Here is a 14,484-nt window from a genome sequence, read left to right as displayed (position 1 = left end):
CGGGACGAGAGGCTTTGGACCGACGGCGGGGGGACGAATGGCGCGGTTGAGCTGAGGTGGATAGCCGCATCGCCAACTCTCGTCAATCTGCCGAACTGAAGTGAAGTTGAAGTTGTGCCTTCTATTTCATGGAGCCCGGTGTTGCGCTTCGGTCTTGAGCCCACCCTTCAAATCGATGGTCGACGCTGAAAGCGATTGCGCCAACCCCAGCCTCTTATGCACCTGGCGTTGCAACTCAGCTTCGCCATGCAGCCAGTTGCGGAAGGCCGATAGACCCGGGTCCTTCTCGCGTATCAGCCTATAAGCCAGATACCAGCCTTCGTATTTCCGATCAACGATCCGAAATGGGGTGACAAGACGGCCCGCTGCCAGCGCCTCACTGACATATGGGAGTTGCGCGACCGCGACTCCTACACCATCGAGGGCAGCCTGAATTGCCATCATAGAGCTTTCGAACGAAACCTCATTAGCCGGCTGAATCGGTGCGCTCAGGCCTGCCGCTTCGAACCACCAAGACCATTGCTCGCGCAAGTGAGGCGCGACGATCAGGGTCGCCGTGTGGAGATCGCGGGGGCGGAGCAAGCCTGCTGCAATTGAGGGCGTGCAGACTGGTACCAACGTCGAGGGGAATAGCTCTTCGGCAACATAGCCAGGCCAACTACCTTGGCCGCGACTAACAGCACATGTCCAATCATCACGCAGCGGAAGCATTGCACCGCCGGTCGCGACGCGGACCTCAATGTTGGGATGGTTGCGATTAAAGCTTGTCAAGCGCGGAATCAGCCAGTGCAAAGCAAGCGTCGGCGCGACTCCAATGGTGAGCACCGGACCGGCCTGCATCGAGGCCACCTGCTCAGAGAGCCGGGCGATCGCATCGAAGGCTTCGGTCAGGCCGGGCTGGAACGACCGCCCCTGATCCGTGAGCTCGAGCCTATTGGCATGACGGTGAAACAGCGCGAACCCGAGGTGTCTTTCCAGCAGCCGCACCATCTGGCTCACCGCCGCTTGAGTGACATTCAACTCCTCCGCTGCTGCCTTGAAGCTGCCATGTCGTCCAGCCGCTTCGAAGGCTCGCAAGCCGTTCAAGGAGGGCATCTGGCGAGACATCAGTACCCCAAGTTAAAGTTTGGTTAACCGCGAGAAATTCGCGTTTGCTCCGCTAGTTTATCCGCCTCATACTATTCGGCAAGGACGAGATTTTCTGTGCGTCAGATGGATCTTGGTCCCAAGCCACCGTTGCCTTGCTGGTGGGGACGGGTGCCGCGAGGGCCAACACACGACTCCAGCAGTACGGCCCGAAGAACACCCGAACCCAACTGCTGAAATTGGCTGACGGTCTGACAAATGTGGATATCACCAGGAGACGTTCAACGTAATTCATTGAGACTGGCAGTACAAACGATCAACGCCAATCGTGTTCAACACTCTACCGAGCACAGTCCGGGAAAACATTAAATGATGAAGATAACGAATCTCAAAATTGGCGCCGCGGCGCTAGGAGTCCTTTGCATGCTTCAGGTAGGTCCGGCTATAAGCCAAGAAAAGCGTGGCGCGATTCCGCACGCTCCGCTGCTGAAGACCGTATTACCCGGCACGAAAAATTTGGAGGTCGCAGTCTACGAGACGGAATATGCTCCGGGTGGGATCAACCCGCGGCATCTCCATCCGGCTGCGATCACATTCTATGTCGTGTCGGGGACAGGTGTTTGGCAGGAAGATGGGAAGCCGCCTGTAACGCTGCATGCCGGAGAGAGTTTGTTTGTTCCTGCCGGCACGATCCATTCTCACTGGAATCCAAGCACTACCGAACATCTCCGCTTCCTGGAGTTCATCGTAGCTGAGAAGGGTAAGGGGCGTTCTATTCCGGAACCGATAAAGAAGTGAGGCCACCGGAGGGCTTGAGCGATCAAAAAGATCACGATTCGCTAGAACCTGCACAATCTAAGGAAACGTCGGTGAACGAGACTGAGCACGACGCAGTCAGGCGCCGGCGTGCTATTTTTCTGATTTCTGCGAGTGTTGCACTTATTGTAGTTGGCATTGCGACCCACTGGCTTTTGTCGCCGCGAACCAAGATTCAGCCGACCACACGCCCATCTGTACCGGTAAGCGTTTCCGTCGCGACTCGACAGAACGTGCCCGTCGAGCTGACCGGTCTTGGCGCCGTACAGGCTTCATTGACTGTGGGTATTCGTCCCCAGGTCGATGGCACACTGCAGGACGTGCTGTTCACCGAAGGCCAGGATGTCAAAAAGGGCGACGTACTGGCCAAGATAGACCCGCGCTTGTTCAAGGCCGCGCTTGACCAGGCCCGGGGGAAAAAAGCCCAGGACGCTGCGCTACTCGTTTCCGCCGAGAAAGATCTTACGCGGTACAAGACGTTGGCGCTGAGTGATTCCATAGCGCGGCAGACTGTCGATCACCAGCAGGCAACGGTCGATCAACTGAAGGCGTCCATTGCCGCCGATGAAGCTGCGATCGACACCGCACAGACACAACTCGACTACACCTCGATCAGGGCGCCAAGCGACGGGCGAATTGGCATTCGCTCGATCGATCCTGGAAACGTGGTGCATGTGTCCGATGCACAACCGATCGTCATCCTGATGCGGATCCGCCCGTCCGCCGTGCTGTTCACACTGCCAGCACGGTTTCTCGATGATGTACGCAGCGCCTTAGCCCATGGTCCCGTCGTGGTGACGGCTTTCGACCAAAACAACCGCCGCGCACTGAGCGCCGGGAAACTCCTCCTCGTCGACAACGCGGTCGATCAGGCCACCGACACCATGCGTCTGAAGGCCATCTTCCCCAATGATGACGAAAGGCTGTGGCCGGGCGAATTTGTTAATGCACGCTTGTCACTCAAGACGCTCAGCGATGCTCTCGTCATTCCATCGAGCGCGGTCCAGCGGGGTCCGCAGGGCTTGTTCGTGTGGATCGTGACGTCGAAAGACACGGCTGAACCCCGGTCGATTGAGGTCGGGCCGACGACTGGCGATCTGACGGTGATCACTTCGGGCCTGAGCGACGGCGAACGCGTCGTGACGGACGGACAATTCAAGCTGAAGCGCGATGCACGGGTACAGGTAAGACGCACGTCACCCCGGTCGCCAACGTCCGAGGGTGCCAGGTGAATCTCTCCGCGCCATTCATCGCACGTCCGGTCGCAACGGCACTGCTGATGGCGGCTTTGGCGCTTCTGGGCGTTGCCGCGTTTCCGCTTCTGCCGGTGGCTCCCCTGCCGCAGGTTGATTTTCCGACCGTTCAAGTCACCGCAACGCTTGCCGGAGCGAGCGCCGAGACGATGGCGTCATCGGTTGCGGCGCCGCTCGAGCGTCAGCTCGGGCAGATCGCGGGCGTTACCCAGATGACGTCGCTCAGCGCGCTTGGCGCGACATCTGTCACGATCCAGTTCGATCTTGATCGCAACATCGACTCGGCGGCGCAGGACGTGCAGGCGGCGATCACCGCCGCAGGCAACAGGTTGCCGCGATCGATGACGACGCCGCCGACCTACAAGAAGCTGAACCCGGCCGATGCCCCCATCCTCGTTCTTTCGGCGAGCTCCGATACAATCCCGCTCACCGGCGTCAACGAATATGCCGACAATTATCTCGCCCAGAAGATCTCGCAAGTACCGGGTGTCGCCCAGGTGTCGCTCGGGGGTGAGCAGAAGCCGGCGATCCGTGTTCAAGTCGATCCGGCAAAGCTCGCGTCGCGCGGATTGACCCTTGAGGAGATACGGCCCGTCCTCGCCAACGCCACGACCGACGCCGCCAAAGGCACGCTCGATACCGGCAAAATGAGCTTCACGATCGCAGCCAACGACCAGATCACCGAGGCAAAACAGTTCGATGATGTCGTGCTCGCCTACCGCAATGGCGCTGCGGTCAGGGTACGCGACGTCGGCGAGGCGGTTTCTGCGGCGTCCGACCGAACGGCGGCCGCCTATGACAACAATAAACCCGCGATCCTTCTTACGGTCTATAAGCAGCCCGGTGCCAATGTCATCGACACCGTCGACCGGATCAAGGCCCAACTGCCACGTCTCGCGGCCGATATTCCGCCAGCGATCACAATCCATACTGTTCTCGACCGAACGACCACCATCCGCGCTTCGGTGCGCGATGTCGAGTTTACGCTCGGCCTGACTGTCGGCCTCGTCGTGATGGTGGTCCTGGTGTTCCTGCGCAATTTGTGGGCGACGCTGATTCCTGGTTTCACGGTCGTGCTCGCGCTGCTCGGGTCGTTCGCAGCCATGTATGCGTTCGGCTTCAGCCTCGACAACCTATCACTGATGGCGCTGACCATAGCCGTCGGCTTCGTGGTCGACGATGCGATCGTCGTCGTCGAGAACATCCATCGTCATATCGAAAGCGGAGCGAGACCATTTGAAGCGGCATTAAATGGCTCGCGAGAGATCGCCTTTACCGTGCTTTCGATCAGCGTATCGCTGATCGCCGTTTTCATCCCGCTCTTGCTTATGGGTGGGATTGTCGGCCGCTTGTTTCGAGAGTTCGCTCTAACGGTGACGGCAGCGATCGCAGTCTCGGCCTTGGTCTCGCTCACGCTTGCCCCGATGTTGTGCTCACGCTTCATGCGGCGGGAAGTGCCAGAGGACCACGGCCGCCTCTATCACGCCCTCGAAGCTTGCTTCGATACGATGCTGTCCGGCTATCGGCGAACGCTCGACGTCGTACTGCGCCATCAGGCGGTCACCCTCTGTGTGTTCTTCGCTACGGTCGTGCTGGCGGTGGTCATGGCCATCCAGATCCCCAAGGGCTTCTTTCCGATTCAGGACACCAGCTTGATCGGCGGCCTGGCGGAGGCGGCACAGGAGGTCTCACCGGAGGAGATGAAGCGTCTCCAACTCATGCTCGGAGAGGTCGTCCTCAAGGACCCTGGTGTTGAGGGTGTAGCCTCATGGACGGGCAGCACCGGCGGCAACGGTTTCGCACAGACGACGAATACCGCTCGATTCTATATCGTTCTCAAGCCGCGCGACGAGCGCACGCTCACGGCTTCCCAGATTATCGACCGGTTGAGACCGGAGATCGCAAAAGTCCAAGGCGTTAATCTCTCCTTATCGGCAACACAGGACATCACCGTAGGCGGCCGGTCTTCGCGCGGCAGTTTTCAATATACGTTGCAGAGTGCCGATATCGGCGAGCTGACCACATGGTCGCAGAAGATGCTTCAGAAAATGCGCACGTTGCCCCAGCTCGCGGACGTAGCCACAGACCTTCTCGCCGACGCACCGCTACTCACGGTCGACATCAACCGGGATCAGGCCTCACGCTTCGGCATTTCGCCGCAGACAATCGACGATACGTTAAACGATGCCTACGGCCAGCGGCAGATCACGCAGTATTTCACCCAGCTCAATACGTATCCGATCATTCTCGAAATCACCCCAGCCCTGCAGCGCAAGTTGGCGTCGCTCGATCGCATCTATGTAAAATCACCGCTGACCGGCGCTGCGGTGCCGCTTTCCGCGCTCGTGAGAGTTGATACGGCCAAGGTCGGGTCGCTGTCGGTGACACATCAGGGCCAGTTTCCCGCGGTTACCTTGTCGTTCAATCTCCGACCGGGTGTCGCGCTTGGCCAGGCGGTCAACGCAATCAGCCAAGCGGCGCAGGAGATCAACCTGCCTGGCACAGTGACGGGCGCGTTCCAAGGCAATGCGCAAGCGTTCCAGACATCGTTGTCGAGTATGCCTGTGCTGATTATCGCCGCGCTCGTAGTCGTCTATATCATCCTCGGTGTGCTGTACGAGAGCTTCATTCACCCGCTGACGATTCTTTCGACATTACCATCGGCTGGTGTTGGTGCGTTACTTGCGTTGTGGGTGGGGCACATAGATCTGTCGGTGATAGGCATCATCGCAATCATCCTGTTGATCGGTATCGTCAAGAAGAACGGCATCATGCTGGTTGACTTTGCCATCGTTGCCGAGCGTGACCGTCACCTTCCGCCGGTTCAGGCCATTCGCGAGGCGTGCCTTTTGCGCTTCCGTCCCATCCTGATGACGACGGCGGCGTCTTTGCTCGCCGGAGTTCCGCTCGCGCTCGGCAACGGCACCGGCTCGGAACTGCGTCGACCGCTCGGCTACGCGATGATCGGGGGGCTGGCGCTCAGTCAATTGCTCACGCTCTACACAACTCCTGTGATCTATCTGTATCTCGACCGGCTTCAAACTTGGCTGAAACATAGGAAAAGTGCCGAAGTCGATAAAGCCGGAAAGTTACTCGCGGCGAAGATGAAGTGAGAAATTCGGCAGCAAGTGTTCTCGCCCGAATGCTTCACCGGAATGGGAGTCGACCTGGCTGCGAAGCGCCTGGTGGTCGTCAAAGTCGACGCAGCACTTCCGGAAGGGATTCGATCCGATCGTCTCCCACGTGGTCTACCGCGATGCGCCGGGGTGCTTGAACGTAGGCGTCCAGCCATCCCATCTTGAATTTCCAATAGGCGCATAGGAGCCTCGTGTCCAACTCAACTCTATCCGGCCGATCCTGATGACGTCGATCGCGTTCATTCTCGGCGTGCTGCCGCTCGCGATCTCGAGCGGCGCGGGCTCGGCGAGCCAGCGCGCGATCGGCACCGGCGTGATGTTCGGGATGATCTCGGCGACCGTGCTCGCGGTGTTCTTCGTACCGGTGTTCTTCGTCGTCGTGCGCCGCATCTTCAAGGGCAGCGACCGGCAGCAGGCGCTCTATGCGCACGCGCTGGGCAACGCACCGCCCCCTCCCGCTGCGGCGACGGAGGCCGGCCATGAGTGAGCGCCTCCGCGTCGCGGCCGCGATCGCCGCGGCGCTGTGCCTCGGCGGCTGTGCGAACCTGATTCCGCACTACGAGCGGCCGGCCGCGCCGGTCGCGGCGAACTACCCGCAGGAGACGACGCCGGCGAGCGTGGCCGGCGTGCCGGTCGCCGCCGACATCGAATGGCAGCGCTTCTTCGCCGACCCGCGCCTGCGGCGCCTGATCGAGGTCGCGCTGCAAAACAACCGCGACCTGCGCATCGCGGTGCTGAACATCGAGCAGGCGCGCGCCGCCTATCAGGTGCGCCGGGCCGACGAGCTGCCTTCGGTCGGCGCCGGGGCGGCAGTGCAGCGCCAGCAGGGCAGCACCGGCAAGCTCGTCAACACCTATTCGGTCGGTCTCGCGCTCGCCAGCTACGAGCTCGATCTGTTCGGCCGCGTGCGCAGCCTGAGCCAGGCCGCGCTCGCGCAATACCTCGCGACCGACGAGGCGAGGAAGACCGTGCAGATCAGCCTGATCTCGACCCTCGCGAACACCTACCTGAGCCAGCTCGCCGACGACGAGCTGCTGCGCGTGACGCGCCAGACTCTCGCCACGCGCGAGGATTCGCTGAAGCTCACGAAGCTGAAGTTCGACTACGGCGCCGCGTCCGAGCTCGACTATCGCCAGGCCGAGTCGCTGCTCGAATCGGCGCGCGCGAGCCTGGCGCAGGCGCTGCGCCAGCGTGCGCTCGACGAAGACGCGCTGGTGCTGCTCGCCGGCCAGCCGTTGCCGGCCGATCTGCCGGCGCCGCTCGCGCTGAACGCGCAGCAGCTCTCGACCGATCTGCCGGCCGGGCTGCCGTCGGATCTGCTCGAGCGCCGGCCCGACATCCGCGCGGCCGAGCAGCAGTTGATCTCGGCCAACGCCAACATCGGCGCGGCGCGCGCGGCGTTCTTCCCGCGCATTTCGCTGACCGGCAATTTCGGCACCGCGAGCACCGAGCTGTCGGGCCTGTTCAGGAGCGGCTCGTTCGCCTTCACCGGCACCGGCCAGTTGCTGCAGCCGCTCTTCGACGCCGGGCGCAACCAGGCGAATCTCGAGGTCGCGAAGGCGAACCGCGAGATCGCGGTCGCGCAGTACGAACGGGCGATCCAGAGCGCATTCCGCGAGGTCTCGGACGCGCTCGCCGGCCGCGCGACGTTCGGCGAGCAACTGCGCGCGCAACTGGCGCAGGCCCATGCCGAGGATATTCGCTTCCGGCTCTCCGACCTGCGCTATCGCAACGGCGCAGCGAGCTACCTCGAAGTGCTGGACGCGCAGCGCTCGCTGTTCGCCGCGCAGCAGGCGGTCGTGCAGGTGCAGGCGGCCCAGGTGCAGAACCTCGTGACCTTGTACCGCGTGCTCGGCGGCGGCTGGAAGGAGCCGGCGCCGCAGTGATGCGGTCCGCGCTCGCGTGTTGCCGCAGTGTTGCGCCTCGTGCCTGCCGCACCATGACGCATCGCGCGCGTCGCGCTGCGTGCCCTATCCCGGCTGCGCGGTGACGCTCAGGCGCTCGTCGGCCGAGCGCGGCGCCGGCGGCCAGAAGCAGCACTCGGTCCAGAGCCAGCTCAGCGTCTCGCCGATCACCGACTTCGCGCCGGCGCTGCTCGACCACCAGCGCTGCGGATCGAAGCCGGGCGGCGTTGCGGCGAGCACGCCGACTTCGACCGCCGGGCCGAGCGCGAGCCGATAGACGAGGCGCGAGCGGCGCGCGTGCACGCCGGCCGAATACAGGTCGATAAAGTCGAGCGCGACGCCGGCGCTGCGCGTCCATACACGCACCATCGCCGCACTCAGCCTTCGCAAGCCCGCTGCTCTTCCCTAAAGGTCGCTGCTAGCGTAGACCGGCCAGCGGGAGCACGCTGACCACCACCGGCACGAGCAAGGCTGTGGCAATGCCGTTCAGTCCCATGCCCAACGCGGCGAACGCGCCGGCATGGGGATGGTGCTCCAGTTCACGTGCCATGCCGATGGCATGCGCCGTGACGCCGATGGAGAAGCCGCGCGCGGCTGGATCGCGGATGGCCAGGACGTCCAGCAGGGAGGGCCGGGCCAGGATGGCGCCCGCCACGCCGGTCACTGCCACGGCGAGGGCTGCCAAGGCGGGCACGCCGCCCACACGTTCGGACACAGGGATCGCGATCGGCATGGTGGCGGACTTGGCGGCCAGCGACATCAGCATCTCGAGCGAAGCTCCAAACGACCAGCCGATGGCCACCGCGGAGAGGATCGCGGTGACACAGCCGACCAATAACGCAACCGTGAGCGGAAACCAGATTTGCCGCAAGCGGCCAAGCTGCTCATACAGGGGAATGGCGAGTGCCACCGTCGCTGGCCCGAGCAGAAAGCCGAGCACGCTCGTGCCGCTTGCATAGACGGTGTATGGGATGCGAAAAAGCGCCAGCAGGGCCACCACGAACGAGGCGGCCGTCAGCACCGGGATCAGCAAAGAGAGCGCGCCGCTGCGACGGTAGATCCAAAGCGCCAGCGCGTAGGCTGCCATCGTCACAGGCAACCAGGGCCAGGGCGAGTGCAGCAGCCAGGGAACGTCAAGCATGGCCGGCCCGACTACGGCTCACCGGCGCGCCGGAGCATCCACTGGAGCGTCCAAGCGGTCGCCCCCAACGTCACCCCCGCGCCCACCACGCACACAGCGAACAGAGGCAGCCAGTCGGAACCGACGCGGTCCGCCTGCTCCATCACACCCGCCAGGGCGGGCACCAGCAGCAGGGTCAGGTGTCAACTTCAACTTCAACTTCACCTCGCGCTGGCCCTCGGTGTTGACGCCGACCGCCACTATCACCGCGACGCTGACAATCCGCCCCGCCTCGCGCGTCTTGACGTAGGTGGCGTCGATCCACAGGTACGGCCAGTCGCCCTCGATCGGACGGTTCAGGAACGCGCCGACGCGCTCGTCGAGCTCAGCGGACAGCCGACTGACTTGGCTCTTGGACACGCCGCTCATGCCGAGCGCCTTGACCAGCTCGTCCACCGAGCGGGTGGAGATGCCCTGGACGTAGGCTTCCTGGATCACTGCGGTGAGGGCCTTCTCGGCGGTGCGCCGCGGCTCGAGGAACTCGGGGAAGTAGCTGCCCTGGCGCAGCTTGGGGAACTTCAGCTCAACGCTGCCGGCGCGGGTGTCCCAGCTTCGTTCCCGGTAGCCGTTACGGCTGTTGATGCGCTCGGCGCTCTTCTCGTCGTAGCCGGCGCCGCAGCGCCCCTCGCCGTCGAGCTCCATCAGCCGCTGGGCCATGAACTGCACCACCTGGCGCAGCACGTCGATGTCGGCTCCCTTCTCGGCGAGCTCGGTCAATGCCATAGTGGCGGTGGTTATCGTGTGTTCCCTTCAGATCAAGGTGGATGGATCGCACCTCAAACCTTATCCGGGCTCACGATGGCCACCCCGATCGGGATCGCCGTCGCGATGCGGCAAGCCGCTTCGGGCTACTCCCTACGCGCCTTGCCGCATCCAAAGACTTACACCACTTCGTGAGACATCAACTTGAACGCGGCCTGATCAGGAAAGCCCGCACCCGACGATGGCAGTAGCTGCCTTGTCACGCTCACGCGGAGGCGACGGGTGATTGCCATACGCGCCTAGTCTCCCGCCCATGACAGCTTTGCGACAACTCGGCGTAGGTTGCATACGGCCGCTTGGGGTCGACACCGGTAATCGGATCGTTGCCGCACTGAACAGCGCCCCGTTCCAGGTCGCCTCCATTTATGCGGCTGAACCGAGGGAGAGCAGCTTTACGCCGTCTGGCCGCAGTTCGCCCTTGGGCGACACGTGCCGGTAGAGCGTCTGCCGGGTAATCCCGAGTTCTTCGCAGAGATCGCCCACCTTGGTTTCCGGTTGCCCCATGCTGGCCATCGCCAGGCGTAGCTTGGCGGCGGTCATCTTGAAGGGGCGCCCCCCTTTCCTGCCGCGAGCGCGCGCCGAGATAAGTCCAGCGACTGTTCGCTCGGAAATCAACTCACGCTCGAACTCGGCCAGCGCGGCAAAAATACCGAACACAAGCTTGCCGGCGGCAGTCGTCGTGTCGACCGCCGCACCGTGACCGGTCAGGACCTTCAGGCCCACGCTACGCGCAGTTAGGTCGTGCACGGTGTTGATCAGGTGGCGCAGATCACGGCCAAGCCGATCGAGCTTCCACACGATCAGCGTGTCCCCTTCACGAAGCGCCTTCAGGCAAGCAGCCAACCCTGGGCGATCATCGCGCCTGCCCGAGGCCAGATCCTCGTAAAGGTGCGCAAGGCTCACACCAGCGGCGATGAGCGCATCGCGTTGCAAATTGGTGGACTGGGATCCGTCCGCCTTCGATACCCGCATGTAGCCGATCAGCACCTTTTCACCCGTCACGTATACGTTCGATTATGTGACAGTGTGGGTTGGAAAGTTCTGATCGTCAAATTTTGTCACTTAACCCGTCATTCATACTAAGGAATGCAAAGGGTTCGCGAGGAACATAATGTGACAGAAATTCCGGGGGAATGCCCTCCTGGGCAAACGTGTCGCGCAAGCGATCCAGGGACTCGGGGTCGCGCCGCCCATAAGACGCCAGCGTGAACAGTGAGCGGGCCGTTTCGCAATTATGTCGGGCCTCGGCGATAGCCTCGTTGAGCGCCTTGACCGCCTCCCGCCAGTGATCGACAGGCTCAGGCTTACGTTTCTTCTCGGGCAGGCCATTGGTGAACCCGGTGTGCGGCTCCGACAAGAACAGTGCTCCCAACTCCCCGTGTGGACGCACCACGCTCGATTCGATCAGCTCGATGGCGGTAGCCGCCGCCTCCAGCATTTGTAACTGCACCGCCGGGGCCAGAATCTCGTAGGGACGCCACTGGCTTTGTCCAGCGCGCAGTAGATGGCCGCAGCACGCCCAGACATGGCGAATGCTCCAGACGCAAGGCCCGCACTGCGAGAGTGGCGTGTTCAGCTCATCGAGCAGGGTGCGCAGCAACCGAAACCAGAGGCCGGCATGAATGCGTCGGCGCGGCAGCTCGACGTAACCCGTCGTCAGCGCCTGCCAAGTACGTCGGTCCATTGCCACCATCGCGTCGCTGGCCGTGCGTGGGGCCGCATCGGCGTTTTCCCAGCCGAGAAACTGCCCCGGCACGCCACTATAGGATTCCAGCCAGCAGCCATGTTGCGGGCAGCTCAGCATCAACGGCAATTTCCACGCGAGCAGTATGGCTTGATCCTCCGAGTCGTTCAGGCAAAGCGGGCAGGCGCGGTGAATCGGCTGGCTTGGCAGCCAGGCGCGCCAGCTCGTGATTGATCTCGTCTTGCGGCCGCGTCTCGGCAGCAATAGCGAGAACTGGAACGCATAGGTTTCCAGCGCGTCTGGAATCCGGGAATCGAGGCTGTCCAGCAGCCACGGCACCCAGCCAGCGAAACTCATGCAACGCAGCCGCTCCAGCTCAATGCCGCTGCGCAGGGAGAGGGCCGTCAGCAGCGCCGGAGGTGGCGCAGTATCCAGGTCATCGACCCGGCCGTGACCAAGGTCGTGCTCCAGCAGGTCATACAAGTCCATCTGGTAGCGGGCGGCGACACGCTGGAGCCATGAGGACAAGGCTTCGCCTTCCCTGGGAGCAGGATGCAGCGGCCAGCGTGCTGCCGGTTTCACATCAGTTCCCGCTCGAACTGCCGACGCCGCTCGCCAGGGCCGGTGTAATCGGCCATGCTGAGCGTGCGGTGATTGATCGCTTCTTCACCGCTTTCCAGGGCGGCGACCGCCGCCGCCATCAACAGGTGCGCCAATTCACCAATGGTGCCTTCGCTGCGCGTGAGCAGGTAACGGGCCATATCCGGCGTGGCAATTGGGGAAGGCCGCCGCAGCGGGAGCGACGCGGCAAAACTGGCCAGCAGCGAGCAGCAATCGTCGTTGGCCTCCCACAGCGGCAGCATCATGGGCTCGAAGCGGTTCTCCAACTGGTCGTCCGACCGGATCGCCAGATAGGCGTCGCGCGTGCCGACACCGACCAGCGGGATGCGCAGCTCGTTGCCGAGGAAGCGCAGCAGGTTAAGGAATTCCCGACGGTTGACGCTGTTGCCGGCCAGGACGTTGTGCAGTTCATCGATCACCAACATGCGCACGCCGACCTTGCGCAGCAAGGCCAGCGCCAATTGCTCCATTTCCGGCAGTCGTGGGCGCGGGCGCAAGGGAGCGCCCATCGCGGCGAGCAGTGCGACGTAGAAGCGGATCACCGAAGGCTCGGACGGCATCTGCACGACAAGCACCGGAATGTGCTCCTGGTCGGCGTCGGAGCTGGCCGGATGCGTGCGCCGGAATTTCTCGACGATCATCGACTTGCCGTTGTTGGTCGGGCCGATCAGCAGCAGGTTAGGCATGCGCTGCTTGTTCGGCCACGCATACAAGGTTTCCAGCCGGTTCAACGCCTCGACCGCGCGGGGATAGCCGATCCAGCGGTCGGCGCGAAGGCGCTGGATGCGCTCGTCCGCCGGCAGCCGAGCCAGCCCCTGCACCGCCGGCAGCAGGTGGGATAGGTCGATGATGGGATATTCGTCCACGGCTACCACTCCTCAATCTGGTCGAACGGTTTGGCGGGCGGCAAGTTGTCTGCCTGCGCGGCCGCAACGTCCGTTTCTGGCGGAGTCAGCTTGTCCGGCGGAACCAACGCCTTGAGGTGTTGGCGTCGATCCGCATCGCGCCGCGCCTTGCGCGTGGCCTTCTGTGCGGTGGTCACGATCTCGCGCATCTGCCCGATCATGCGGAACAGCGCCGATTCATCCACCTGCTCGCGCCCTTGCTGCCGCAATTTCGCTAGCGCCTGCCTTTGTTCCCATAGGGTGACAGCCGGGTGCGACAAAGTACGGTAGGGGACTTCCAGGTAATGCTGCCCCTCCGGTTCCAGCACCCAGATGCGGCTTATGTCGCGCGGGTCGCGCCGGATCAGAAAGGACGGCCAGCGCTCACGCCGTGCGATCCACGGCTTGAGCGCGTCGGCGTAGTAGTGAATGTGGTCGATGACGAAGCCGGTGCGGGTCAGCGTGCGGCGGAGGATGGGCAGGAAATCGACCAGAAAGGCAGTGGCGCGGGTGACGACGGCCGGCACACCGATGCGGGCCACCGCCTCGGCCCAGCGCGCTTCCGGCGGCTGAAGCAGACCGTTGTGCACGGAGCCGTGGTAGGTGCCGACCGCCAATGTGAGCCAGCGCTCCAGCTCGCGCAGCGTCAGGGCGGCCTTGTTTTCGGAATCGTAGTCGCCTCGCTGGTCAGGGTTGGAGAAGGTCGTTCCCGGCAGTTCGTCGTGGATCATCTGCATCGCCGTGCCGATGATCCGTTCCACGATGCCGCCGTAGTGCGGCTGCCCGAGCGGGCGATAGTCAAGCCGGATGCCATGCTGCTCGCAGCCTCGGCGTAGCGCTTCGCTCTTGAACTCGGCCGCGTTGTCCAGGTAGAGCAGCCTGGGCTTGCCGCTCATCGGCCACTCCATTTTCACGTTCAGCCCTTCCAGCCAGGGGCGCTTGTCGCAGGCGACATGCGCCAGGCACAGGCCGACCGAGACGGCAGATGGTGCTTCCAGCGTGACGACCATGCCGAGCACGCAGCGGGTGAACACGTCGATGGCGATGGTCAGATACGGGCGGCCAATCGGTTGCCGGTCGCGCTCATCGACCACGATCACGTCGATGACCGTGTGGTCAATCTGTACTTGCTCCAGCGGTGCTGTCACGGCAGGAGG

At 63.1% G+C, this 14,484-nt stretch carries 12 protein-coding genes and 2 pseudogenes; 5 read left to right on the top strand and 9 right to left on the bottom strand.

Annotated elements, in window-relative coordinates:
* Window positions 1-126: 126 nt before the first annotated feature.
* The gene (locus RN02_RS10390) at window positions 127-1,107 is read right to left on the bottom strand and encodes a LysR substrate-binding domain-containing protein (protein ID WP_201773763.1); all 981 of its coding nucleotides are present in this window, start codon (window positions 1,105-1,107) and stop codon (window positions 127-129) included.
* A gap of 348 nt (window positions 1,108-1,455) precedes the next feature.
* Here RN02_RS10390 and RN02_RS32220 point away from each other — a divergent pair, with 348 nt between their 5' ends.
* From RN02_RS32220 to RN02_RS10370, 5 genes and pseudogenes are all read left to right on the top strand, one after another.
* On the top strand, window positions 1,456-1,884 hold the full coding sequence (locus tag RN02_RS32220; protein WP_082033757.1) for a cupin domain-containing protein: 429 nt from the start codon (window positions 1,456-1,458) through the stop codon (window positions 1,882-1,884).
* A gap of 71 nt (window positions 1,885-1,955) precedes the next feature.
* The gene (locus tag RN02_RS10385) at window positions 1,956-3,134 is read left to right on the top strand and encodes an efflux RND transporter periplasmic adaptor subunit (protein WP_161796241.1); all 1,179 of its coding nucleotides are present in this window, start codon (window positions 1,956-1,958) and stop codon (window positions 3,132-3,134) included.
* Window positions 3,131-6,268, top strand: coding sequence for an efflux RND transporter permease subunit (locus tag RN02_RS10380; protein WP_043314377.1), 3,138 nt, complete (start codon window positions 3,131-3,133; stop codon window positions 6,266-6,268). The genes RN02_RS10385 and RN02_RS10380 overlap by 4 nt, the downstream gene beginning before the upstream one ends.
* Before the next feature lie 232 nt (window positions 6,269-6,500).
* Window positions 6,501-6,779 (top strand): annotated as a pseudogene (locus RN02_RS10375) (efflux RND transporter permease subunit); the annotation flags it as partial.
* Window positions 6,772-8,178 (top strand): efflux transporter outer membrane subunit, encoded by a 1,407-nt coding sequence (locus RN02_RS10370; protein WP_043314375.1) that lies wholly within the window; start codon window positions 6,772-6,774, stop codon window positions 8,176-8,178. The pseudogene RN02_RS10375 and the gene RN02_RS10370, both read left to right, overlap by 8 nt.
* Before the next feature lie 84 nt (window positions 8,179-8,262).
* Here RN02_RS10370 and RN02_RS10365 read toward each other — a convergent pair whose 3' ends face one another.
* From RN02_RS10365 to RN02_RS10335, 8 genes and pseudogenes are all read right to left on the bottom strand, one after another.
* Window positions 8,263-8,586: a hypothetical protein gene (locus RN02_RS10365; RefSeq protein ID WP_152623741.1), complete on the bottom strand. Its 324-nt coding sequence runs from the start codon at window positions 8,584-8,586 to the stop codon at window positions 8,263-8,265.
* A gap of 28 nt (window positions 8,587-8,614) precedes the next feature.
* Window positions 8,615-9,337: an LrgB family protein gene (locus RN02_RS10360; RefSeq protein WP_043314373.1), complete on the bottom strand. Its 723-nt coding sequence runs from the start codon at window positions 9,335-9,337 to the stop codon at window positions 8,615-8,617.
* Window positions 9,338-9,348: 11 nt separating this feature from the next.
* On the bottom strand, window positions 9,349-9,480 hold the full coding sequence (locus tag RN02_RS34670; protein WP_082033755.1) for a CidA/LrgA family protein: 132 nt from the start codon (window positions 9,478-9,480) through the stop codon (window positions 9,349-9,351).
* A gap of 58 nt (window positions 9,481-9,538) precedes the next feature.
* A pseudogene (locus RN02_RS10355) lies at window positions 9,539-10,114 on the bottom strand (IS256 family transposase); the annotation flags it as partial.
* Between the two features lie 387 nt (window positions 10,115-10,501).
* Window positions 10,502-11,125: a recombinase family protein gene (locus tag RN02_RS10350; RefSeq protein ID WP_003155741.1), complete on the bottom strand. Its 624-nt coding sequence runs from the start codon at window positions 11,123-11,125 to the stop codon at window positions 10,502-10,504.
* A gap of 61 nt (window positions 11,126-11,186) precedes the next feature.
* Complete coding sequence (locus RN02_RS10345; RefSeq protein ID WP_043314372.1) at window positions 11,187-12,404, bottom strand: TniQ family protein; 1,218 nt, start codon at window positions 12,402-12,404, stop codon at window positions 11,187-11,189.
* Window positions 12,401-13,309, bottom strand: a complete 909-nt coding sequence (locus RN02_RS10340; protein WP_020684702.1) for a TniB family NTP-binding protein — start codon at window positions 13,307-13,309, stop codon at window positions 12,401-12,403. The genes RN02_RS10345 and RN02_RS10340 overlap by 4 nt, the downstream gene beginning before the upstream one ends.
* A 2-nt stretch (window positions 13,310-13,311) precedes the next feature.
* A partial coding sequence (locus tag RN02_RS10335; RefSeq protein WP_043314370.1) for a Mu transposase C-terminal domain-containing protein occupies window positions 13,312-14,484 on the bottom strand: 1,173 nt, incomplete at its 5' end.

Origin of the sequence: Pseudomonas sp. PI1 (assembly GCF_000812405.1) — a bacterium.
GTDB lineage: Bacteria > Pseudomonadota > Gammaproteobacteria > Pseudomonadales > Pseudomonadaceae > Pseudomonas > Pseudomonas citronellolis.
This window is presented reverse-complemented; position numbering and strand designations above follow the sequence as displayed.

Excerpts from the sequence above, each read along its gene's own strand:
- RN02_RS10390 (WP_201773763.1), bottom strand. The coding sequence starts at position 1,107 with ATGTCTCGCCAGATGCCCTCCTTGAACGGCTTGCGAGCCTTCGAAGCG.
- RN02_RS32220 (WP_082033757.1), top strand. The coding sequence starts at position 1,456 with ATGATGAAGATAACGAATCTCAAAATTGGCGCCGCGGCGCTAGGAGTC.
- RN02_RS10370 (WP_043314375.1), top strand. The coding sequence starts at position 6,772 with ATGAGTGAGCGCCTCCGCGTCGCGGCCGCGATCGCCGCGGCGCTGTGC.
- RN02_RS10360 (WP_043314373.1), bottom strand. The coding sequence starts at position 9,337 with ATGCTTGACGTTCCCTGGCTGCTGCACTCGCCCTGGCCCTGGTTGCCT.
- RN02_RS34670 (WP_082033755.1), bottom strand. The coding sequence starts at position 9,480 with ATGGAGCAGGCGGACCGCGTCGGTTCCGACTGGCTGCCTCTGTTCGCT.